This window comes from Burkholderia sp. MS389 (genome assembly GCF_016899425.1).
GTDB lineage: Bacteria > Pseudomonadota > Gammaproteobacteria > Burkholderiales > Burkholderiaceae > Burkholderia > Burkholderia sola.
This window is the reverse complement of record NZ_CP045995.1, coordinates 985,166-1,006,955: the sequence shown is the minus strand read 5'-3', so window position 1 is coordinate 1,006,955 and position 21,790 is coordinate 985,166. Positions and strand designations below refer to the sequence as shown.

The 21,790-nt window shown below is 69.6% G+C and carries 21 protein-coding genes; 12 read left to right on the top strand and 9 right to left on the bottom strand.

Features of this window, described 5'->3' with window-relative positions; translation table 11 throughout:
• Nucleotides 1-65 precede the first annotated feature (65 nt).
• Complete coding sequence (locus GJG85_RS20910; protein WP_050017421.1) at nucleotides 66-860, bottom strand: AraC family transcriptional regulator; 795 nt, start codon at nucleotides 858-860, stop codon at nucleotides 66-68.
• A gap of 170 nt (nucleotides 861-1,030) precedes the next feature.
• On the opposite strand from GJG85_RS20910, the gene GJG85_RS20905 reads away from it, so the two are divergent.
• Nucleotides 1,031-1,864, top strand: coding sequence for a molybdenum cofactor biosynthesis F family protein (locus tag GJG85_RS20905; protein WP_050017422.1), 834 nt, complete (start codon nucleotides 1,031-1,033; stop codon nucleotides 1,862-1,864).
• Nucleotides 1,861-2,670 carry an SDR family oxidoreductase gene (locus GJG85_RS20900; protein WP_050017423.1) on the top strand — a complete coding sequence of 270 codons (810 nt, stop codon included), beginning with the start codon at nucleotides 1,861-1,863 and terminating at the stop codon, nucleotides 2,668-2,670. The genes GJG85_RS20905 and GJG85_RS20900 overlap by 4 nt, the downstream gene beginning before the upstream one ends.
• Nucleotides 2,671-2,816: 146 nt before the next feature.
• Here the strand turns inward: GJG85_RS20900 and GJG85_RS20895 are convergent, their stop codons facing one another.
• Nucleotides 2,817-3,509: a dihydrodipicolinate reductase C-terminal domain-containing protein gene (locus GJG85_RS20895; RefSeq protein WP_050017424.1), complete on the bottom strand. Its 693-nt coding sequence runs from the start codon at nucleotides 3,507-3,509 to the stop codon at nucleotides 2,817-2,819.
• 379 nt (nucleotides 3,510-3,888) lie between these two features.
• On the opposite strand from GJG85_RS20895, the gene GJG85_RS20890 reads away from it, so the two are divergent.
• The 5 genes from GJG85_RS20890 to GJG85_RS20870 all read left to right on the top strand — a co-directional run bounded on the left by GJG85_RS20890 (nucleotide 3,889) and on the right by GJG85_RS20870 (nucleotide 8,702).
• Nucleotides 3,889-4,602 carry an SDR family NAD(P)-dependent oxidoreductase gene (locus GJG85_RS20890; RefSeq protein WP_050017425.1) on the top strand — a complete coding sequence of 238 codons (714 nt, stop codon included), beginning with the start codon at nucleotides 3,889-3,891 and terminating at the stop codon, nucleotides 4,600-4,602.
• Nucleotides 4,603-4,691: 89 nt separating this feature from the next.
• On the top strand, nucleotides 4,692-5,405 hold the full coding sequence (gene creB, locus GJG85_RS20885) for a two-component system response regulator CreB (protein ID WP_050017426.1): 714 nt from the start codon (nucleotides 4,692-4,694) through the stop codon (nucleotides 5,403-5,405).
• 15 nt (nucleotides 5,406-5,420) lie between these two features.
• Nucleotides 5,421-6,881: a two-component system sensor histidine kinase CreC gene (gene creC / locus GJG85_RS20880; RefSeq protein WP_050017427.1), complete on the top strand. Its 1,461-nt coding sequence runs from the start codon at nucleotides 5,421-5,423 to the stop codon at nucleotides 6,879-6,881.
• Nucleotides 6,882-6,986: 105 nt separating this feature from the next.
• Nucleotides 6,987-8,375 carry a cell envelope integrity protein CreD gene (gene creD / locus GJG85_RS20875; RefSeq protein WP_050017428.1) on the top strand — a complete coding sequence of 463 codons (1,389 nt, stop codon included), beginning with the start codon at nucleotides 6,987-6,989 and terminating at the stop codon, nucleotides 8,373-8,375.
• A gap of 129 nt (nucleotides 8,376-8,504) precedes the next feature.
• Nucleotides 8,505-8,702: an oxidoreductase-like domain-containing protein gene (locus tag GJG85_RS20870; protein ID WP_080334376.1), complete on the top strand. Its 198-nt coding sequence runs from the start codon at nucleotides 8,505-8,507 to the stop codon at nucleotides 8,700-8,702.
• A 90-nt stretch (nucleotides 8,703-8,792) separates the two neighbouring features.
• Here GJG85_RS20870 and GJG85_RS20865 read toward each other — a convergent pair whose 3' ends face one another.
• Complete coding sequence (locus GJG85_RS20865) at nucleotides 8,793-10,253, bottom strand: MFS transporter (protein WP_204384366.1); 1,461 nt, start codon at nucleotides 10,251-10,253, stop codon at nucleotides 8,793-8,795.
• Nucleotides 10,254-10,400: 147 nt separating this feature from the next.
• On the opposite strand from GJG85_RS20865, the gene GJG85_RS20860 reads away from it, so the two are divergent.
• A complete protein-coding gene (locus tag GJG85_RS20860) occupies nucleotides 10,401-11,273 on the top strand; it encodes a LysR family transcriptional regulator (protein ID WP_050017430.1) in 873 nt (290 codons plus the stop codon).
• A 60-nt stretch (nucleotides 11,274-11,333) separates the two neighbouring features.
• Nucleotides 11,334-11,654, top strand: a complete 321-nt coding sequence (locus GJG85_RS20855) for a hypothetical protein (protein WP_050017431.1) — start codon at nucleotides 11,334-11,336, stop codon at nucleotides 11,652-11,654.
• Nucleotides 11,655-11,686: 32 nt separating this feature from the next.
• Here the strand turns inward: GJG85_RS20855 and GJG85_RS20850 are convergent, their stop codons facing one another.
• A complete protein-coding gene (locus tag GJG85_RS20850) occupies nucleotides 11,687-12,589 on the bottom strand; it encodes a LysR family transcriptional regulator (RefSeq protein ID WP_050017432.1) in 903 nt (300 codons plus the stop codon).
• A gap of 99 nt (nucleotides 12,590-12,688) precedes the next feature.
• Here GJG85_RS20850 and GJG85_RS20845 point away from each other — a divergent pair, with 99 nt between their 5' ends.
• Nucleotides 12,689-13,666: an NAD-dependent epimerase/dehydratase family protein gene (locus GJG85_RS20845; RefSeq protein WP_050017433.1), complete on the top strand. Its 978-nt coding sequence runs from the start codon at nucleotides 12,689-12,691 to the stop codon at nucleotides 13,664-13,666.
• Nucleotides 13,667-13,797: 131 nt separating this feature from the next.
• Complete coding sequence (locus tag GJG85_RS20840; protein WP_050017434.1) at nucleotides 13,798-15,189, top strand: RtcB family protein; 1,392 nt, start codon at nucleotides 13,798-13,800, stop codon at nucleotides 15,187-15,189.
• Between the two features lie 416 nt (nucleotides 15,190-15,605).
• On the opposite strand, the gene GJG85_RS20835 is transcribed toward GJG85_RS20840, so the two are convergent.
• From GJG85_RS20835 to GJG85_RS20815, 5 genes are all read right to left on the bottom strand, one after another.
• Entirely contained in the window at nucleotides 15,606-16,307 is a 702-nt protein-coding gene (locus GJG85_RS20835) for a DUF2848 domain-containing protein (RefSeq protein ID WP_124638460.1), read from the bottom strand.
• Between the two features lie 49 nt (nucleotides 16,308-16,356).
• Nucleotides 16,357-17,676, bottom strand: a complete 1,320-nt coding sequence (locus GJG85_RS20830; protein WP_089489528.1) for an MFS transporter — start codon at nucleotides 17,674-17,676, stop codon at nucleotides 16,357-16,359.
• 57 nt (nucleotides 17,677-17,733) lie between these two features.
• The gene (locus GJG85_RS20825) at nucleotides 17,734-18,417 is read right to left on the bottom strand and encodes a DUF4286 family protein (RefSeq protein WP_204384365.1); all 684 of its coding nucleotides are present in this window, start codon (nucleotides 18,415-18,417) and stop codon (nucleotides 17,734-17,736) included.
• Between the two features lie 99 nt (nucleotides 18,418-18,516).
• Nucleotides 18,517-19,560 (bottom strand): LysR family transcriptional regulator, encoded by a 1,044-nt coding sequence (locus GJG85_RS20820; protein WP_050017438.1) that lies wholly within the window; start codon nucleotides 19,558-19,560, stop codon nucleotides 18,517-18,519.
• Between the two features lie 100 nt (nucleotides 19,561-19,660).
• Nucleotides 19,661-20,452: an SDR family oxidoreductase gene (locus GJG85_RS20815; RefSeq protein ID WP_050017506.1), complete on the bottom strand. Its 792-nt coding sequence runs from the start codon at nucleotides 20,450-20,452 to the stop codon at nucleotides 19,661-19,663.
• Nucleotides 20,453-20,882: 430 nt separating this feature from the next.
• Here GJG85_RS20815 and GJG85_RS20810 point away from each other — a divergent pair, with 430 nt between their 5' ends.
• Nucleotides 20,883-21,758 (top strand): neutral zinc metallopeptidase, encoded by an 876-nt coding sequence (locus tag GJG85_RS20810; RefSeq protein ID WP_050017439.1) that lies wholly within the window; start codon nucleotides 20,883-20,885, stop codon nucleotides 21,756-21,758.
• Nucleotides 21,759-21,790: the final 32 nt, after the last annotated feature.

Here is a 21,790-nt window from a genome sequence, read left to right as displayed (position 1 = left end):
GGTGGCAACCGCATTTCGAATGAAGTGCGCCCGGCGGCCTCGCGGGGCGCGGGCGACAGCGCGACTTAACCCGCCTGCGTGAACCGCCCCGGCGTGATCCCGAACTGGCGCGCGAACGCGCGCGTCAGGTGGCTCTGATCGGCGAAGCCGGCTTCAGCCGCGGCATCGGCGATCGGCAAACCGCTGGCCAGCAACGCGCGCGCGAGCCGCGTGCGCGACTGAACCAGATACGCATGCGGCGTGATGCCGAGCTCGCGCGCGAAGCCGCGCAGCAACTGGAAGCGGCTGACGCCGCTCAGGTCGGCCAGCTCGGCGAGCGACACGGGTGCGGCCGGCGCCGCGTCGAGCCGCTCGCGGGCGACGCGGACCGCGGGTGCGACGCCGGCCGCCGGCAGCGTGCGGTTTGCGTGCCGGGCAAGCAAACCGGCGACGAGCATCACGAGCGCTTCGTCGCGGGCCAGCGGCTGGGTTTCGCCTGCGACGATGCGTGCATGCAGCCGGCCGACGGCGGCCGCGAGGCGCGCGTCGCGCACGGCCGGATGCGCGAGCTCGACGCCGCCGACGCCTTCTTCCGCCGCGACGCCCGCGACCAGCGCGGGCGCGAGGTACAGCATCCGCCAGCGCCGGCCGGTGCCGGCCTCGAGCGGCGAACCGTCGTGCATCTCGCCCGGGTTGACCATGATCGTGTCGCCGGCCAGCGCGTCGACCTGCCCGCGGCCGCTCCACGACCGGTGCGCACCGCTGACGATCACGCCGACCCCGAATTCGTCGTGCGCGTGGCGCGGAAATGCGCGATCGGATTCGAGGCTGATCGTCTCGATGCCTTCGCCGGTGCGTCGGTAGTGGGTGACACGGTGCATGTGCGCTCCTCGCGCCGGTGGCGGCGCGGATCACGGGCACTTTAGCGCGTTCCGGCGCCGCGCGCCCTTCATCCGTTTGGCGGATACCGCGCGGCGCGCGCAGCCCGCACCATGTGCACATGAGCAGCGTACACGGCCCGCCGGGCCTGAAGCTGCGCGGGAGAGGGCAGGTGGAACGACAGGATCCGGTATTCATTCAGGTGGGCGCGCTCGCGGACGGCTTCGCGCCGGACGCGAACGTCCTCGCCCCCGTCGACGCACTCGTCGGGCGGACGCTGACGCTCGACGACGCATCGGGCGCGTGGCGTATCTATACGTTCGAGCCGGGCGCGCTGCAGTGGCGCGATGCGGCGACCGGTACGAACGGCCGCGCGGCGTGCCGCGTGACGCGGCTGCGCGACGGGCTGTACTTCGTCGACTACATCGATGCGACCGCTCGGGCGACGTCGGTGAGCCTCGTGATCGATCTCGACACCGGTGTGTGGACGGCGGTCGTCGGTACGCTGCCGACGGAAGCGGACACGCGCATCGATGCATTCACGCGCGTCGCGCACGGGCTGCCGCTGACGGCCGTCGATGCGCAATTCCGACACGGTACGCTGGGCGGCCACGCCCGGCCGGGGTCGCTGCATGCGCCCACGCGCGAGTTGATCGGCAAGCGGACGATGTACCGCTACAGCCCGACCGAATGCTACGAGCACATCTACCTGAACGAGAATTTCTACGCGTGGCAGTGCCTGCAGGGCGTCGAAGGCGGGCTGGCCGATGTCGACCGCTGTCATTACTTCAGGATTGCAGACGAGCTTTACTTGTTCGTGTGGCGTGAGAAGGTGGTGCCGACGCTCGGCGTCGTGCTGATCGACTTCGCGCAGCGCAAGACCGACGGCAAGATCTTCGGCTATCAGGGCAGCGATTTCGGCACGTTGTCGAATTTCCAGATCGGCGCATACGCGCAGGTGCTGAACGAAACCATGCATCCGCTCGGCGACGAGGCGCGGCGATGACTGCCGTGCTCGGCAGCGGCCGCTTGCGTGCGGATTTCAGCGGTCGCGTCGTGCTCGTCACGGGCGCCGCGCAAGGGATCGGCGCGGCGATCGCGCGCCGTTTCGCGGAATCCGATGCGTTCGTCGCGGTCGCCGACCTGAACGGCGATGCGGCCGCCGCGCAGGCCGACGCGCTGGCCGGCGCGGGCGGCGACGCACGCGCGTACCGGGTCGATGCCGCGAGCCGGGCCGAACTGGATGCGCTCGTCGCCGCAGTCGAGCGCGACGGCGGCCGGCTCGATGTCGTCATCCACAATGCCGCGTATTTTCCGTTGACGCCATTCGCGCAGATCGACGAGCCGACGCTCGAGCGGACGCTGTCGGTCAACCTGTCGGCGCTGTTCTGGCTTGCGCAGGCCGCGTTGCCGGCATTCGAGCGCGCGGGGGCCGGGCGGCTGCTCGTCACGTCGTCGGTGACGGGGCCGCGCGTCGCGTATCCGGGGCTCGCGCATTACGCGGCGTCGAAGGCCGGCGTGAACGGCTTCATTCGGGCGGCGGCGCTGGAGCTCGCGCGCCGCAACGTGACGGTCAACGGCGTCGAACCGGGGATGATCCGCACGCCGGCGGCCGGCAATCTCGGCGACGCGTCGGTCGCGGCGCAGATCGCGCGCGACATTCCGCTGGCACGGATGGGCGAGCCGGAGGATATCGCGAACGCGATGCTGTTTCTCGCGTCGGCCGACGCGGCGTACATCACCGGGCAGACGATCGTCGTCGACGGTGGCGCGACGTTGCCGGAGAGCGGGGCGGTGCTGGGAGACGGGTAGCGGTGAGCTAGCGAGGCCGGCCGTGGCGGCGGCCGCGGGCCGTGCGGGCATAGGCGGGCATAGGAGGGCATAGGAGGGCATAGGAGGGCATTTGCGGGCATAGGCCGGCCCACGCCACGGGGCCGTGCCGCACGCCAGCGCCGCGACTACAACCAGCCGTTGCGGATGAATTCGACGATCGAATAGCGACGATGCTCGAGATCGTGCTGCCGCACGGCCTCGACGATCCGCGATACGCCATCCGCATAAGGCGTATCGCCGGATACGCGCGATTCGAACTGGAGGCTGCATGCGCCATCGTCGATGCGTATCCGGTGAACCGCATGGCGGCCGAGCTGATCGTCCGGGATGCCGAATTCGCTGCGCTGCGCCGCCGGGTCGCGCACGGAGCGAATGGTTTCCGGCCGCACGCCGAGCGACCGGGCGATGCCGACGGCCGTGCCGGGGACGGACGTCTTGCCGGCCTGATGCGACTCGGTCACGCTGATCTCGCAGTCGCGGAACAGGTGGCCGCTGGTTTCCAGCATGCTCATGAACTTGAGCATCAGGATGTTCGTGTTCGGACACAGCACGACCGGAAAGCCGTACGTCCCGGTTTCGAGGTCGGAGCCGGTCGACAACTCGACGAGCGGCGACGCGGTGGCCTGGCAGAACGCGATCGCCGCGGCGAGTTCGCGGCCGGAACCGGCATGGACGACGATCGAGCGGGCGTCGCTACGCCGCGCGTCGGTTCGCGTGGCGTCCGACCACGGCATCACGCGACAGCTGGCCGGGTCGAGCTTGTGCGAGCCGAGCAACTCGTTGGCGAGCTTGCCGGTTCCGATGACGAGTACTTGCATGGGATGGACGGGTTGAGGTTCGGGATGCGAGACGGTGATGGGCGCGGGTCTTCGGGCAGGCCAGCCCGGCCGCCTTGCCGCGCGCCATGGGTGCCGGGCATCGCGCATTATGCCCGGCCGTCCGACCGCGTGCTCGTCGACTCGCGCAGGCATCGCACCGTCTCGCGACGGATAGGTCGCGATCTGTTTCGCGATGCCGCCGCCGAATGGCCGCCAGCTTCCCGTCGACCTTTCGCCGAGTTCCCTCCCTCCCGGCCAGCCGCGGTCCACCGACGGACGAACCGCGCGACCGCACCCTCATCCCGTGCGCACGAACGCGTGAACGGCGCTACGCTGTCGGCATTTCATCCCATTACCCTCGATCCAGGAGAACACATCGATGGAACACGACCTGAAAGGCAAGGCAGTCGCGATTACCGGCGGCTTCGGTCATCTGGGCTTCGCGACGGCCGCGTGGCTCGGCGAGCGCGGCGCACGCGTCGCGCTGATCGGCCGCGGCGCGGCCCCGGCGGCGCAGGCGCTGCCCGGCGTGCCGGCCGATGCGCTGCGCATCGGCGGCATCGATCTCGTCGATCCGCAGGCCGCCGTGCAGGCGCTCGACGCGGTCAACCGCGAATTCGGCCGGGTCGACGCGCTGCTGAACATCGCGGGCGCATTCGTGTGGCAGACGATCGCCGACGGCGATGCCGCCACGTGGGACCGCATGTATGAACTGAACGTGAAGACAGCGCTGAACGCGTCGAAGGCCGCACTGCCGTACCTGGTCGCGAGCCCGGCCGGCCGCATCGTCAACATCGGCGCGGGCGCGGCGTTCAAGGCCGGCGCGGGAATGGGCGCGTATGCGGCCGCGAAGGCGGGCGTCGCGCGGCTCACCGAGGCGTTGGCGGCGGAACTGCTCGATCGCGGCGTGACCGTGAACGCGCTGCTGCCGAGCATCATCGACACGCCGCCGAACCGCAAGGACATGCCCGACGCCGACTTCTCGCGCTGGGTCCGGCCCGAACAACTCGCGGCGACGATCGGATTCCTGCTGTCGGCCGACGCGCAGGCGATCACCGGTGCGTCGATTCCGGTGAGCGGCCGCGTCGCGTAGTGCGCCGCGGGCAGGGCTCGCCGGGGCCGGCCGTGCGTACAATGTCGCACCGGATTGCGCGACCCGGACCCGAGACCGAACCCGACACCATGACTCAGCCCACCATCCTGATCGTCGAAGACGAACAGGCGATCGCGGACACGATCGTCTATGCCCTCGGCACCGACGGCATGCAGACCGTCCACTGCACGCTCGGGCAGGCGGCGCTCGACCGCCTGCGCGACACGCGTGTGGATCTCGTGGTGCTCGACGTCGGCTTGCCGGACCTCAGCGGCTTCGAGGTATGCCGGCGGCTGCGCACGTTCACCGATATTCCGGTGATTTTCCTGACCGCGCGGCACGACGAGATCGACCGGATCGTCGGGCTCGAGATCGGCGCCGACGATTACGTCGTCAAGCCGTTTTCGCCGCGCGAGCTGGCCGCACGGGTGCGCGTGATCCTGCGCCGCTTCCGCCGGGCGGCCACACCGGAGCCGGCGCCCGCACCCGCGCTGGCCGACGCGCCTGCACCGGTCGCCGCCGGCTTCACGCTCGATGCCGACGGCGCGCGCGTGGCGTGGCTCGGCCACGCGCTGGACCTCACGCGCTACGAATTCGGACTGCTCGCGTTGCTGGTCCGGCATCCGGGCCGCATCTATTCGCGCGAACAATTGATGGATCTCGTGTGGCACGAGGCGCTCGATTCGGCCGACCGCACGGTCGACACGCACATCAAGACGCTGCGCGCCAAGCTGCGCGCGATCGATCCCGAGCGCGACCCGATCCGCACGCATCGCGGAATGGGTTATTCGCTGCAACCGTAACGACCGGCACCGCCCATGCATATCGGCCTGCGCATCTTCTTCGGCTTTTTCCTGATCGTCGGCCTGGCCGCGCTGATCACGCTGCGCGTATTCGTGCAGGAGGTGAAGCCCGGCGTGCGCGAAGCGATGGAGGACACGCTCGTCGATACCGCGCAGGTGCTGGCGACGCTGGCGGCCGACGACATGGCGAACGGCCATATCGCCGACGGCACATTCGCACGGCAGCTCGGGAAACTGCACGAGCGCCCGGTTAGCGCCAACGTGTGGGGCATCCAGAAGAACGCGATCGGCTACCGCCTCTACATCACCGACGCGCACGGCATCGTCCGCTACGACTCGTCCGGCAGCGCGGTCGGGCAGGACTATTCGCGCTGGAACGACGTGTACCGGACGCTGCGCGGCGAATACGGCGCGCGCAGCACGCGCAGCGATCCGAACGACGACAGCAGCACCGTGATGCACGTGGCGGCGCCGATCCGGCGCGGCAACGAGATCATCGGCGTGCTGACGATCGCGAAGCCGAACCAGACGGTCGCGCCGTTCATCGCGCGCAGCCAGCGCAAGATCATGCTGTACGGCGCGTTGCTGATGGGCGGCGCGATCCTGATCGGCGCCGCGTGCACGTGGTGGCTGGTGCTCGGGCTGCGGCGCCTGCAGCGCTATGCGCGCGCGATCGCGGCCGGCGAGCGCGCGTCGATGCCGCTGCAGGGCGCGAACGAGCTGGCCGAACTCGGGCGCGCGGTCGAAAGCATGCATCAGCGGCTGGAAGACCGGCAGTACGTCGAAACCTACATCCACACGCTCACGCACGAGATGAAGAGCCCGCTGGCCGCGATCAGCGGCGCGGCCGAGCTGTTGCAGGAAGACATGCCGGTCGCGAACCGCCGCCGCTTCACCGAGAACATCCGCCGCCAGGCCGGCCGCCTCGAACAGATGATCCGCAAGCTGCTCGCGCTGGCCGAGGTCGAGCAGAAGCAGCGGCTGTCGGTGCACGAGCCGGTCGCGCTGCGGCCGGTGCTCGACCAACTCGTCGACGATATCGAACCGCGCGCGCGGCAGCGCGGCGTGAGCCTGCGGATCGACGCGAACGATGCGGCTGATGGGGCCGATGCGCCGGTCGTCGACGGCGATCCGTTCCTGCTGCGGCAGGCGCTCGGCAACCTGCTCGACAACGCGCTGGATTTCGCGCCGCAGGGCAGCACGATCCGGATCGCGCTCGAGCGGCAGCCGGCGGGCAGGGCGCACGTCGCGGTCGTGCGCGTCGCCGACGACGGCCCCGGCGTGCCCGACTATGCGCTGTCGCGCGTGTTCGAACGCTTCTATTCGCTGCCGCGTCCCGATGGGCAGGATCGCAGCACGGGCCTCGGGCTGTGTTTCGTCCGCGAGGTCGCGATGCTGCACCACGGCCAGGTCGCGCTCGCGAACCGTGCCGAAGGCGGCGCGTGCGCGACGCTCACGCTGCCGTCGGCGGGCTGACCGCGCGCTTCACGTTCGCCACACATTCGCTTCACGCCGGCTTCAATCGCCCTTCACCGGGGCCGCGCATGCTGACCGTACCTTCCACTCCGGTACCTGCCAGCAATGAATCGAGTCCTGTTGTTCAAGTCCATGATCACCGCGTTTCTCGCGCTGGCGATCCTGATCCCGCTGCAGATGGTCCAGAGCATCGTGCGGGAACGCGCCGACTATCGGCAGAACGCGCTGCAGAGCATCTGGGCGAGCTACGCGGGGCCGCAGACGGTGACGGGACCGGTGCTCGTCGTCCGTTACACGGAAGTCACGCGCGTGAGCGACGACGTGCGCGCCGGCGGCAAGGCGAAAACCAGCCTGAAAAGCGAGACGAAACGGCTGCTCGTGTTTCCGAAGACGCTGAACGTCGACGGCACGCTGTCGGTCAGCGTGCGCTATCGCGGCATCCACAAGGCGCTCGTGTACGGGCTCGACAGCCGGATGACGGGCACGCTGCCGCTGCCGGACCTGAAGAAGCTGCCGCAGGCCGACGGGCACGTGAGCTTCAAGATCGACGGTGCGTATGTCGCACTCGGCATCGGCGACCTTCGCGGGTTGAAGGCGCAGCCCGACCTGCGCATCGGCGGCAAGCGGATCGACGTGGAGCAGGGCACGCGGCTCGAGAGCCTGCGCCAGGGCGTGCATGCGAACCTCGATCTCGCGGCGCTGGCGGACGCAAACGCAGGCGCGACGGTCGTGCCGTTCAGCATCGGCCTGCCGCTCGCGGGCGCCGAATCGGTCGCGTTCGCGCCGGTGGGCGACCAGAACGACTTCTCGCTGAAATCGACGTGGCCGCATCCGAGCTTCGGCGGCGAATTCCTGCCGGCCGACCGCACGATCGACGCGCGCGGCTTCGTCAGCAACTGGCACGTGACGTCGTTCAACACGAAGGCGCGCGAGCAAGTGGCGTCCGGCACCGGCGACGGCGAGATCGAGATGGCGTCGGTATCGGTGATCGAGCCCGTGAACGTCTATCTGCAGGCCGAGCGCGCGACGAAATACGGCGCGTTGTTCGTGATGCTCACGTTCGCGAGCTTCTTCATGTACGAGCTCGTGAAGCGGCTGCGCATTCATCCGATCCAGTACACGCTGGTCGGCCTGTCGCTCGCGCTGTTCTTCCTGCTGCTGCTGAGCCTGTCCGAGCATATTGCGTTCGGCTATGCGTATCTCGCGGCGAGCGGCGCATGCATCGGGCTGCTGGGCTTCTACCTGTCGTTCGTGCTGCACAGCGTGAAGCGCGGCGCGACGTTCACGGCGCTGCTCGCGATGCTGTACGCGGCGCTCTACGGGCTGCTGCTGTCGGAAGACAATGCGCTGATGCTCGGTTCGCTGCTGCTGTTCGCGATCCTCGCCGGCATCATGACGCTCACGCGCCGCGTCGACTGGTATTCGCTCGGCGCCGCGTGGCAGCCGCTGGCCGACAAGCCGGCGGCGGTGAAGCCGGGCGCGCCGGTGAAGTAGGCGAGCAAGCGGGCGGGCTCGGCGATCGCGCAGTGACGGAGGCGTTCATCGTCGGCCGGCCCGGCCTGCCGAAAGCGGCGGCGGCCCGGATCGCCCTATACTGACCACTCCACATTACCGGACCACGCCGTGCCGAACCCAGTTTCAGGAGATCCGTCCATCGACGATCCCCGTCCGACCCCGCCCATCCAACCCGAACTGGAAGACTGCTGCAACAGCGGCTGCTCGCCGTGCGTCTTCGACCTGTACGACGAAGCGCTCGCGCGCTATCGCGTCGAACTGGCCGAATGGGAGGCGCGGCAGGCACAGCGCGAGCATCGCAAATAAACCGGACGCCGGCGAGCGGCCATGCGTTGCATGCACCGCATCTGTCGCCGACGTCGGACTGACGAGGCCAATTCCGTCGCGCGTCAGGCGTCACGCATCCGCATGCAGCCGCCGATGCATCGGCCCGAGCGCCATCGACAATGCAATGCAGCCCACCAACACGATCGTCAGCGTGAACATCGACGCCCTGAACCCCTGCACGTAGTCGAGCGCGGCCGGATGCACGCCGAGCCGCGCGAAGAACACGCCGCCGATCGTCGCGGCGCCGACCGCCGCGCCGATCTGGAGCATCGCGCTGACCATCCCCGACGCGACGCCCGCGCGGGCCGCGTCGACTTCCGCGAGCACGATCCGCACGACCGACGGCAGCACGAGCCCTTGCCCGATGCCGATCGCCGCGATGCCCGCATAGAAGCCGGGCCCCGGCGCGCCGTCGCGGGCCAGCGCGGCGGCGCTCGCGACGCCGGCCGCGAGCATCGCGAAGCCGAGCGTGAGCACGCGATACCCGCCGAAGCGGGCGACGAGGCGCGTCGTCAGCAGCGGGCTCGCGAGGAAGCCGAGCCCGAGCGGCAGGATCGCGAAGCCGGACGCGAGCGGCGACCAGTTCAGGCAGCCCTGCAGATAGATCCCGTAGCTCAGGAAGAACGCGCTCAGCATGTAGAACAGGAACGCGAGCAGGAGCCCCAGCGCGACGACCGGGTTGCGGAACAGCCGCACGTCGAGCAGCGGATCGTGGCCGCGCGCGAGCCGGCGCGCTTCGACCGCCAGCAGCGCGCCGAGCATCGGCAGCGCGCCGATGCCGCACGCGATCATCCACAGCGGCCAGCCGGCTTCCCGACCGTGCGTGAGCGGGTACACGATCATCAGCAGGAACAGCGACATCAGCACCGTGCCCGGCACGTCGATGCGCTGGCCGCGCGGCGCGCGGTTTTCCGGGATGAAGCGCCAGCTGCCGATCAGCGCCAGGATGCCGATCGGCAGATTGACGAGAAAGATCGCGCGCCAGCCGAGCCCGAACGGATGCAGGCTGATCAGCGCGCCGCCGCCGAGCTGGCCGATCACGGCCGCGAGGCCGAACGCGAACCCGTAGAAGCCCATCACGCGCACCTGTTCCTGCGGGCTGAATACGCTGCGGATCGTCGCGAGCACCTGCGGCGCGAGGATCGCGGCGAACAGGCCCTGCAGCACGCGGCCGCCGACCAGTACCGTGCCGTTGCCGGCGAGCCCGCACAGCGCCGACGCGAGCACGAAGCCGGCCATGCCGATCATGAACATGCGCTTGCGACCGTACAGGTCGCCGAGGCGTCCGCCGGTGATCTGCACGACCGCGTTCGCGCACGCATAGGCTGACACGACGAGCTGCAACTCGGCCTGGCGCGCGCCAATGCCGTCGCGAATGGCCGGCAGCGCGAGGTTCACGATGAAGTAGTCGAGCGGCGGCAGAATGGCGCCGACCAGCAGGACCACGAGCGCCCAGCCGTGATGGCTGCGCGGCGTCGTCGCGGCAGCCGCGCCGGCCGGCGCGCAGGGGGCGAGGGTGTGGTTCGTCATGATGAAAGCAGATCCAAAGAATGAGGGCCCGATAGGCGATCGACGCAAGCAGGCCGTTGACTCCTTATTCTGGCCATCGCCCATGATTCGGAAAAGCGGGAAAGAGTGGTAGAATCCATCGGGTTATTCGATGGATGGGGGGTGGCGATGCGCGGTTTCGACCTGGACCAATTGCGCACTTTCGCGGCGGTCGCGGACGCCGGCAGCCTGACGGCCGCCGCGCCGCTGCTGCACCTGTCGCAATCGACGGTCAGCGAGCAGGTGCGCAAGCTCGAATCGCGCGCCGGCGTGCCGTTGTTCGTGCGCAGCAAGCGCGGCGTCGAGCCGACGCCGGCCGGCTCGCGGCTGCTGCAGCACGCGCGGCGCATCGTCGCGCTGAACGAGGCCGCGTTCGACGAGCTGCGCGGGCAGGCGATCAAGGGTGAGTTGCGCGTCGCGATCACCGACTACTACCGCACGAATGAAGTGGCGGGCATGCTGGCGCGGCTGCGCGAGTGCTACCCGCAGTTGAGCCTGCACGTGAGCGCGATGAAGAGCGCGGAGATCGAAGCGGCGCACGCACGCGGGCAGATCGATCTCGGCGTGGTGATGAACATGTCGAGCGGGCCGTTCCGGCCGGTGTCGGCCGACACGCGCTGGGTGCTGCGGCGCGAACCGCTGTCGTGGGTCGCGTCGCCGGCGCTCGCCGAGCAATTGCCCGAGCCGCTGCCGCTGGTGCTGCTGCCGGACGACTGCATGATGCATCAGGTCGCGGTGCGCTCGCTCGACGAGCAGCACACGCCGTACGTGCTCGTGCACAGCGCGTCGGGTGTCGCGGGGTTGCAGTCGATGCTCGCGGCGGGGCTTGGGGTCGGCTGCCTGTGCGCGTCGGCGATCGGCGACGGCCTGATGCGGCTCGGCACCAAATACCGGCTGCCGCCGCTGCCGGACGCGGTGTTTTCGCTGACGCCGCCGCTGCCGGGCGAGCGCGAGACCGTCACCCAGGCGCGCGAGGTGCTGTCGCGTCAACTGCTGATGTAAAACCATGCCGCGCGACACGCGGCGGCGCGTCATCGAGAGACGCGCCAGGGGGGCACAGGCATGAACGACGAACTGAAGCGCGAGATGGCCGCGAAGCTGCAGGATGCGCTGGAGCGCGTGGTCGACGAGCGTTCGCTGATCCACTTCCTGCGCGTGCTCGGCCATGACTGGCATACGGAGCGGCAGCTCGAGGCCGACTCGCCGCTGTCGCCGTACGCGCACGCGGTGCTCGGCTGGGAAAACCGTTCGATCGGCGAATACCTGGAAGCGATGATCGACTGGGCCGAGGCGTCGGAAGAGGGGCTGCGCTTCTATGACGTGCCCGACAATCCTTGGCGGCGCATCGCCGATATCCTGTTCGCCGGGAAAATCTACGAATAGCGCGCGGCCGCGCTATTCGTGCCCACGGCTTTCTACTCGGTGACCTCACCGTCCGCATACGCACGCAGCCCGTTCGCCAGTGCATCGAACACGGCGCGGCAGCGCGGGCTCGTCCGCAGGTCTTCGTGCATCACGACCCAGGTTTCCAGCCGCATCGCGGGCCCGTCGGGCAGCACGCGCACGAGCCGCGCGTCGCGTTTCGCGAGCGCCGTCTGGCAGAAGCCGATCCCGTAGCCGGCGCGGATCATCGCGAGCTGCGCGAGATTGCTGTCGGTGCGCAGCGCGAACGCTTCGCGCTTCCAGAGCGGCATGCCACGCGCCGCCGAGCGGATGAACGGCGTGACCGTATCGAAGCCGATCAGCGCGTGATGCGCGAGCGCGTCGATCGTCGCCGGCGCGCCGTGGTGCGCGAGGTAATCGTCGCGCGCATACAGCCCGACCTCGATGTCGCCGACGCGCCGCGCGACGAGTGCGTCCTGCGTGGGCGGCGCCATTCGGACCGCGATGTCGGCCTCGCGTTTCAGCACGTCCTGGATGCGGTCCGTCGGCACCAGTTCGATCACGAGCCCCGGATGGTCGCGCCGGAGCTGCGCGAGCATCGGCGGCAGCACCTCGACGGCGATCACGTCGCTGGCCGAGATCCGCACGATGCCGCGCACGCCGGCGCCGTGGCTGGCCGCCGCGCGCTCGAACGCCGCCGCCGCGCTGCGCAGTGCCTCCGCATGGCCGCGCAGCGCGAGCGCGGCCTCGGTCGGCAGCAGGCCCGACGGCGAACGCGTGAACAGCGTCTGGCCGAACGCGGCTTCGAGCGCCGCGACATGGCGGCCGGCCGTCGGCTGCGTAATGCCGAGCGCGCGCGCCGCGCCGGACAGCGAGCCTTCCGTCAGCACCGCGAGGAAGGTGCGGTAGCGTTCCCAGTTCAGATCGGTGGTCATGCATAAATGTATAGCTGATCCGACAGGTTCGGCAATTCCTTGATAGCGACCGGCGCGCCAGAATGCGTGTCGTGATGGCGCCATTCAAGGAGAGCGGCAATGTTGTCAAATGCAGGCGGGACGCAACGGCAGGCACTCGTGCTGGGCGCGAGCGGCGGGATCGGCGGGGAAGTCGCGCGGCAGTTGCGCGATGCGGGCTGGCAGGTGCGCGCGCTCAAGCGCGGGCTCGATGCCGAGGTCGTGGAGCGCGACGGCATCGCATGGGTGCGCGGCGACGCGCTGGATCGCGCTGCGGTGGTGCGCGCCGCGCGCGGCTGCAGCGTGATCGTGCATGCGGTGAACCCGCCCGGATACCGGAACTGGGCGACGCAGGTGCTGCCGATGATCGACAACACGATCGCGGCGGCTCGGACCGTGCAGGCCACCGTCGTGCTGCCGGGCACGGTCTACAACTTCGGCGTCGATGCGTTTCCGGTGCTGCGGGAAGATGCGCCGCAGCATCCGGCGACGCGCAAGGGCGCGATCCGCGTCGAACTGGAGCGCCGGCTGCAGGACGCCAGCGTGCACGGCGTGCGTTCGATCGTCGTGCGTGCCGGTGATTTCTTCGGACCGCAGCTAGGCAACAGCTGGTTCTCGCAGGGGCTGATCAAGCCGGGGCGGCCCGTTTCGGCCATCAGCGTGCCGAGCCGCGGCGTCGGCCATCAATGGTCGTATGTGCCGGACGTGGCCCGCACGATGCTCGAGCTGATCGAGCGCCGCCAGACGCTGGAGCCGTTCGCGCGTTTTCATCTGGGCGGGCATTGGGATGAAGACGGCATGCAGATGGCGCAGGCCGTGCAACGCATCGCGCAACGGCACGGCATGCGGCCGGCGCTGCGCGATTTCCCGTGGTGGCTCGTGTGGGTGGCCGCGCCGTTCGTCACGACGATGCGCGAATTGCTCGAGATGCGTTACCTGTGGCGCGAACCGATCCGGATGGACAACGCGCGTGTGACCGCGGTGCTCGGCCGCGAGCCGGTGACGCCGCTCGAGACGGCGGTGGAGGCGACGCTGGCGGGGCTCGGGTGTCTCGGGTGAGCAACGGTCGTCGCGGATGTCGCGCGGCTCTGCTATGATCCGCGCTTCCTTCCTCGACGCTGCTGCAGGAAGGTACCCACGACCGCCGGAATGCCGGAGGTCGCGTCGTACCTTTTTCATTTCCAGCAGCGATGTCTACTTTCCCTCGTCTGAAAAAAGCCTTGCAGCGGCAAGGCATCCATGTCGACCATCAGGCCGGCATCTACCATTTGCGCAATGAACAGTCGCAGGCTTCCGTGCTGCTGCCCGATTCGCTCCCGCTCGAGGAGAAGGCCGTGCAGCAACTGCTCGCGTTCGCCGCGGTCAGGTCGCCTGATGGCCACCACGGCGTCTGCAAGGCATGCGCGACGCCCGATTTCCATCCGGGCGGCGTCGCGCCGGTCGGCTCGATCGTCGCGACCGACGACGCGTTCGTGATTCCGGCCGCGATCGGCACCGACATCAACTGCGGGATGCGCCTCGTCACGACGGGTCTCAAGCGCTCGGCCCTCGCACCATTCGAAGCGGCGCTCGTCGAGCGGCTGACCCGTGCGATTCTCGCGGATCGCCGGGACGTGCCGGTCGGTGGCGACGCATTTCGCGCGCTGTTCGACGCGGGCCCGGCGGCATTCATCGACCGCGTGGCGCGGCAGGGGCTGTGGCAGCAGGTCGACCGCGACCGGCTGGCCGCTGAACTGTCGTCGTGCATCGGTCTCGCCGGGTTCGACGGCAGCGCGAAGTATGCGCCGGACGCGCACGTCGGCTCGCGCGACATGTTTCGCGACCCGAGCCTGGGCACGCCGGGCTCGGGCAACCATTTCGTCGAACTCCAGATCGTCGACGCGGTGTTCGACCGGCATGTGGCGTACCGCGCCGGGATCGCGAAGGACGATGTCGTCGTGATGATTCACAGCGGCTCGCGCGATGTCGGCTTCTACGTCGGGCGGCGCTGGATGGATCGCGCGCGTGCCGCATGGCCGGCCGGCGTCAGGCATCCGGAGAGCGGCCTGTACGGTCTGTCCGGCGAACTGGCGCGCGAATACCTCGTCGCGATGGGCACGGCCGCGCGCTATGCATGGCTGAACCGCGTCGTCCTCGCGGAAATGGTGCGCAAGGAGCTGGCGGAACTGACCGGCGCGACCGGTTCGGCGCTCGTGGTCGATGTGCCGCACAATGTCGTGCTGCGCGAGAACGGCATGAACATCCACCGCAAGGGCGCGACACCCGCGCGCGATGGCGATCTCGCGCTGATTCCCGGCTCGATGGGCGACGCGTCGTTTCTGGCCACCGGGCTCGGCCATCCCGACTGGCTGTGGTCATGCAGCCACGGCGCGGGCCGGAGCGTGCGCCGTCAGGCGTTGCGAAGGATGCGTGCCGAGCAGGCGCCCGGTACATGGCGATGCGTGACGTTGCGCGACGAACGCCGGATCGAGGAGGCGCCGGACGCCTACAAGCCGATCGGGCCGGTGATCGACGCGCAGGAGCAGGCCGGGCTGATCCGCAGTGCGGTCCGGCTGAAACCGTGGATCACGTTCAAGGCGTGACGGGCGGCGGCGCGTGCGCGTTGCGTCGCCGCCATTTTCTGCGCCAGGCGCAGCCATGCACCTCGACCGCTTTCCGGTGCATCGGGCCATGCCCGACACCGGAGTGCGTCAGACAGAATCGAAGCACCCGCGGGACAACAATTTTCCACATACCCGCATGCATCCGATGAGCATCATGTCGTCAACGTCGATCAACGGGAAACGGGGGCGAGATGTTGCATGTTGGCTGGAAAGCGTCGGTTGCGGGAGCAATCATGTTCACATTGAGCGGGTGTACCAACCTGGCCGGTGTGCTGTACTGCGGCAACTCGCAGTTCAACTTCCCGGACTATCACTGCTTTGAGTCGTACAGGTAGGAACAGGCGTCACGACCGACAGCCGTGGTGCCCGCGTCCCGTGCGGTTTTCCGCTCGCCGTCAAGCCACGACCGGCAATGCCTCGACCGCATAACGATGCGCGAGACTGCGTCCGAGCACCGGATCGTGCAGCTCCATCTCGAACGCATCGCCGTCACCCATCGTCGCGATCGTGCCGTGCACGGCGACCGTGCCGCCAAACATCGCGCAGCGCGCGGGCATCGCGCGGCGATCGCCGAACCGCTGCCACAGCGCGTCGGGGGCGAGCAGGCCGCTGACCGCGCCGTGCTGGTACGCCGTCCGCTCGCCGTCGCGCGTAATCAGCCACGAACGCATCTCGAGCGCATCCCAGTGATCGGCGACCTCCGCATGGCGCCACGCGTCGCGGCCGAGCGGCTTCGCGCACACCTGCTTCGACACGGCGACGCCGTACGCCTCGACTTCGCGATCCGTGTGATCGGAGCCGACCGTGACCAGCGTGCCGGCCGGGCTGTCGACCAGCACGCATTCGATCTCGCCGCCCGAGCGCGCGCCGAGCACGCCGATCGACGGCGCCTGCGTGAGCAGCGCCGACGACACGCGATAGAAGCACGGCGTGGTCGATGGCGGCGCGACGCCGAGCGCCGCGAGCTCGTCGATGTGCGCGCGGATCGCGGCCGGGTCGCGGCCGGCCCAGCCGGCGATCACGACGCGCTCGACGTCGACGTCGACGGCGGCCGGCGCGCGTTGCAGGGAAATCACGTTGAACGACAGGGTGGGCATGCGAATATCCGTTTGAAGTGCGAAGGAACGATTCGGCTCGCGGCGACGCTCAATCTTCGAGCGGCCGGTGCGCGGTCTCGCGCGCGGCGACGAGCGCGATCGACGTGACGACGAGCGCGGCGGTGACGTACAGCGACACGGCGGTCGTCGTCCCCGTCTGCCGGAACAGCGCGGCGATCACGAGCGGCGCGAAGCCGCCGCCGACGATGCCGGCGAGCGTGTACGCGAGCGACGAACCCGCATAGCGCACGCGCGTCGGGAACTGTTCGGTCACGAATGCGCCCTGCGGGCCGTACATCACCGCATGGATCACGAGGCCGATCGCGACGGCCGCGACGATCGCCGCCGGGCGCGCCGAATCGAGCAGCGTGAAAAACACGAACGCCCACACGATCCCGGCCATTGCGCCGACGAGATACACGGGCCGGCGGCCGAAACGATCCGACAGCGCGCCGAAGAACGGCACCGCGAGCGCGTTGCACGCGGTGCCGATCATCACGGCCGTCAGCGCGACGGGGCGCGACAGGTGCAGCACGGTCGTCACGTAGGTCAGCGTGAACACGACGATCAGCGCATACAGCACATCCGAACCGATTCGCGAGCCGCCCGCGATCAGCAGGCGCTTCCAGTGGTACTTCAGCACGTCGGCGACGGGCACTTCGGCGGTCGCGTGCGATTCGGCGAGCTGCTCGAACTGCGGCGTTTCGTCGACGCCGCGACGCACCCAGAAGCCGAACGCGACGAGCAGCGCGCTGGCCGCGAACGGCACGCGCCAGCCCCACGACAGGAAATTGTCGGACGTGGTCGACAGCGTGACGAGCGCGATGCAGCCGGTGCCGAGCAGCGTGCCGAACGACGGGCCGATCTGCGTCCACGACGCGGACAGCCCGCGTCGTTTCTGGTCGCCGTGCTCGACCGACAGCAGCACCGCGCCGGCCCATTCGCCGCCGAGCGCGACGCCCTGCACGAAACGCAGCGCGACGAGCAGGATCGGGCTCAGGATGCCGGCCTGCGCATAGGTCGGCAGCGCGCCCATCAGCGCGGTCGTCACGCCCATCAGCACGAGCGTGAGCATCAGCACCGCGCGGCGGCCGATGCGGTCGCCAAGGTTGCCGAACACGAAGCCGCCGAGCGGGCGCGACACGTAGCCGACCGCATAGGTCGAGAATGCGAGGATCGTGCCGGCCAGCGGATCGACCGACGGGAAGAACAGGTGGTTGAAAACGAGCGCGGCGAGCGTGTTGTAGATCGTGAAGTCGTACCACTCGAGCGACGTGCCGATCATGCTCGCGGTCGCGAGTCGGCTGTTGCGGACACGGCGGGGCGCGTGGGCGGCGGGCTGGGCGAGAGTGCTCATGGTATCGGGCAGGTCGTGACGGGTGACGGGGTGAAGCGCGGGGCCGGCGTGGGTGTCGGCGTCGAGCGTTCAGGCTGGCAGCGCGGCAGCGGCGGCCGGTTCGGTTTCGCGTCGCCGGGCGGGCAGCGGTGCGGCGGCGCGCCACAGCAGGTCGAAGGTGCGCACGTCGTCGTGTGCGGCGAGCGTGGCGGCCACGCGGCGCGTGGCGGCTGCGTCGCTGCCTTCGATCAGCACCAGCGCATCGGCTGCCGGACGGGCGGCTGCCGCGGCGCCGATCGGCGCGGACAGGTCCGGTGACGTGCGGAAGAGCCGCGCGGCGTGGATGCCCGGTTCTTGCAGCGCAGCGTCGAAACGCTCGCGCAGTTGCGGCACGTCGATGCGATCCGGCGGCAGCAGGAACAGCGCGAGATGCGCGCCTTCGCCGTCGCCGGCCTCGATCGTCAGCTCGCCGACGCGCCGCTGCGTGCCCGTCATGCGTTCGAAGTTCGCGAGCGACCACGCGGTCTGCTGCGTGAATGCGCGCCGGTACGCATCGCCGTGGAACACGTCGAGCGCGTCCGTCACATACAGCGCGAGGTATCGGCGCGGACCGCCGTCGGTCGCGCGAAACCGCCGCGCATGCGTGAAGCCGGGAATCGCGACACGCTCCTGCATGTGCTCGCGGTCGTACCACGCGTTGAAATCGGCTTCGTGCGCGGGGTCGATATCCGTCCAGACGCAGAGTTGGCCGTGCGGAAGGGAAAGGCGGGTCATCGCGGGGTTCCTCGTGACGGGGATGTCAGGAACCCCAGTGTCCCGAAGAGGGCCCGCGCCCGTCCAACAAGAAAACAAATTCGCGGTGAACAGGTTTTCTTATGAGCGGCGCGGAGGGCGTTTTGCAGCGGGCGCGGCAGACGAGGCGGCTTTCGTCGTGCGCTTCGGCTTCGTTTTCGCACGCGTAGTCGTCTTTGTCGCGGTTGCGCTGCGCGCGGGCGTTGCGTCGACGCGATCGGCGGCGGCCGGCTTCGCGAGGTTCGCGGCAGCCGCCGTCGCACGCGCGACTTCGCTCGCGAGTTCCGCGATGCGCGCGGCGACCGGCAGCCCCTGGCTGCGGTACGTCGCGACGAGCGGCAGCGCCGGGAATTCCGGTTCGACGTCGAGCAGTTCGAGCGTGCCTTCGTGCAGTTCGCGCCCGATGATCGCAGGCGGCAGCGCAGCCACGCCGAGCCCGTCGGCGACGAGGCGGATCATCGCGGCGACCGACGTGATGCAGTTGATGCTGGCCGGCCGTTCGACCGCCGCGAACAGCCGCTCGATCGTCGCGTGCGGCGCCGAGTGGCGCGAGAAGCTGATGATCGGAAACCCGGCCAGGCGCGCGACGTCGAGCGGCTGGCCGCCGAGCCCGAGGCGCGGGCTCGCGGCCCAGCGCACCGGGAATTCGCCCAGCGGCAGGTTCGTGAAGTCCGGGCCCGGCACCGGATCGGTCTGCAGGATCAGGTCGACGCCGTCGGTGCTGAGCAGCCGGATCAGGTGCAGCGTCGTGTCGCTCGTGATCTCGACGTCGAGGCGCGGATAGCGCTCGCGCAGTTGCGCCATCAGCGCGGGGAACCAGCTGTGCACGATCGATTCGATCACGCCGATCCGGATCAGGCCGGCGTCGCTCGCCGCATCGATGTCGCGCCGCATTTCGCCGTCGAGCCGCACGATCCGCTCCGCGTAGGCCAGCATGCGCCGGCCCGCGGGCGTGAGCGTGGCCGAGCGCGTGTTGCGGTCGAACAGGCGCACGTCGAATGCTTCCTCGAGCGAGGCGATGCGGCTCGACACGGCGGCCTGCGTCGTGTGCAGTTTCTCGGCCGTGAGCCGGAAGTTTTCGAGCTTCGCGAGCCAGACGAAGGTTTCCAGAAACCGGATGTTCATCGAATCCCGAACGGTGAGGCGGTGCCGCGCCAGGCGGCGGATCGGGACGATGTTAATGGATTCGGAAGCGGGCAGGCACGCGTGACGCCTTCGGGTGGCGTCAAAGCCGGTCGAACGCGAGCGTCGGCACGTCGACGACCATCGCGCCGCCGTCCGCGACGAGCGTCGCGCCGGTCACGAACGACGCGTCCGGCGACGCTAGGAACGCGCAGACGGCCGCGATCTCGTCGGGATCGGCCGCGCGCCGCAGCGGCACGTCGGCGCTCACGCGGGCGTACGCATCGTCGAGCGAATCGCCGTGCGCGGCCATCAGCGGTTCCATTTCCGCATCGGCCATCGGCGTGCGGACCCAGCCCGGGCAGACGGCGTTCGCGCGCACGCCGTGCGGGCCGTAGTCGCGTGCGAGCGATCGCGCCAGCCCGAGCAGCGCGTGCTTGCCGACCGTGTAGCCGCATACGCCGGGCCCGGCCGCGAGCGCGGCGATCGACGCGACCAGCACGATATTGCCGCGCTGCGCGATCAGGTCGGGCAGGCATGCGCGTGCGCTGACGAATGCGGTATCGAGGTTCGCGTGCATCGCGTCGCGCCACTGCGCGTCGTCGGTTTCGCCCGCGCGGCCGATGCCATGGCCGCCCGCGCATGCGACGAGCGCGTCGACGCGGCCGAAGCGTTCGGCGATGCGCGGCAGGAAGCCGGCCCAGTCGGCGGGGCTGGCGGCGTCGCCGGCCAGCGCGAGCCCGCCCGTTTCGGCAGCCAGTGCGTCGAGCGGTGCCGGACGGCGACCGATCAGCACGACGCGGTCGCCACGGCGGGCAAAGCGGCGCGCGCACGCGGCGCCGATGCCGGTGCCTGCGCCGGTAATCGCGATCGTGCGGGGTGGCGGGTGCGTCATGTGGGTCTCCGGGAAGATGCGTTCCAGCCACTTTAGGCGGCGCCGGCGCGCGCCGGTATCCGCCGAAAGGATGAACGCGGGCCGTCCGGACGGCCGAGCCCAGCCGGCCGAGGCCCATTTTGCAAAGGCTGACGATGTCCGCCGCCGAATCGCTCTATCCTCCACATTTTTGCGATAAGCCGCGAAAGCCCGGCAAAATAGCGTGAGCGGGCGCGTGCAACGACGCGCGGCGCGTCGGCGGTCGATTCCGTCGTACGAATGGCGCGGCCAGCAAGGGCGCGGCCGGCAATGGCGCGGCAGGCCGGATCGGTGCGGCCGGGCGCCCGAAGCGCAGGTATCGCGTCCGCCGACGGCTCGTGTCGCCACGGCGTATCGCCCGGTTGCGCGCTGGCGCGGCCGGACCATCGACAAGAACAGGGAGGGGCCGGCAATGAGGCTGGACGACGAAAGAGAAAGCGCCAACGTCGAGGATCGACGCGGCGGCGGGTTCGGCGGTGGGCGCGCGACGATCGGCATCGGCACGATCGTGGTCGCGCTGGCCGCATCGTATTTCTTCGGGATCGACCCGCGCGTCGTGCTCGAAGGCGCGTCGGCGCTGCAGGGCAGGCAGCAGCAGGCGCAGCCCGCGCCGACCCAGCATCAGGGCGCGCCGGCGAACGATCCCGGCGCGGTGTTTACGCGCAAGGTGCTCGGCAATATCGAACGCACGTGGACGGGCGTGTTCAACACGCAACTGCACGCACAGTACCAACCGCCGAAGCTCGTGATGTTCACGAACTCGACGCCGACCGCGTGCGGCACCGGCCAGACCGCGATGGGGCCGTTCTACTGCCCGGGTGACCGCAACGTGTATATCGATCTCGGCTTCTACGACGAACTGCGCAAGCGTTTCGGCGCGGGCGGCGATTTCGCGCAGGCCTACGTGATCGCGCACGAAGTCGGCCACCACGTGCAGAACCTGCTCGGCATCGCCGACAAGGTCGACGCCGCGCGCCGGCGGTCGAGCCAGTCGCGTGCGAATGCGCTGTCGGTACGGATGGAACTCCAGGCCGACTGCTTTGCCGGCGTGTGGGCGAACAACGCGCAGCGCGCGAACCAGCGGCTGATGGAGCCCGGCGATTTCGAGCAGGGGCTGAAGGCGGCGGCCGCGATCGGCGACGACCGGCTGCAGCAGCAAGGGCAAGGCTACGTCGTGCCCGAAAGCTTCACGCACGGCACGAGCGAGCAGCGCGTGTACTGGCTGCGGCGCGGGATGGAGTCGGGTGAGGTGAGCGCCTGCGACACGTTCGCCGCGAACGCGCGCTGAACCAAGGCGCGCGCCCCTTCGCGCGCCCGTAT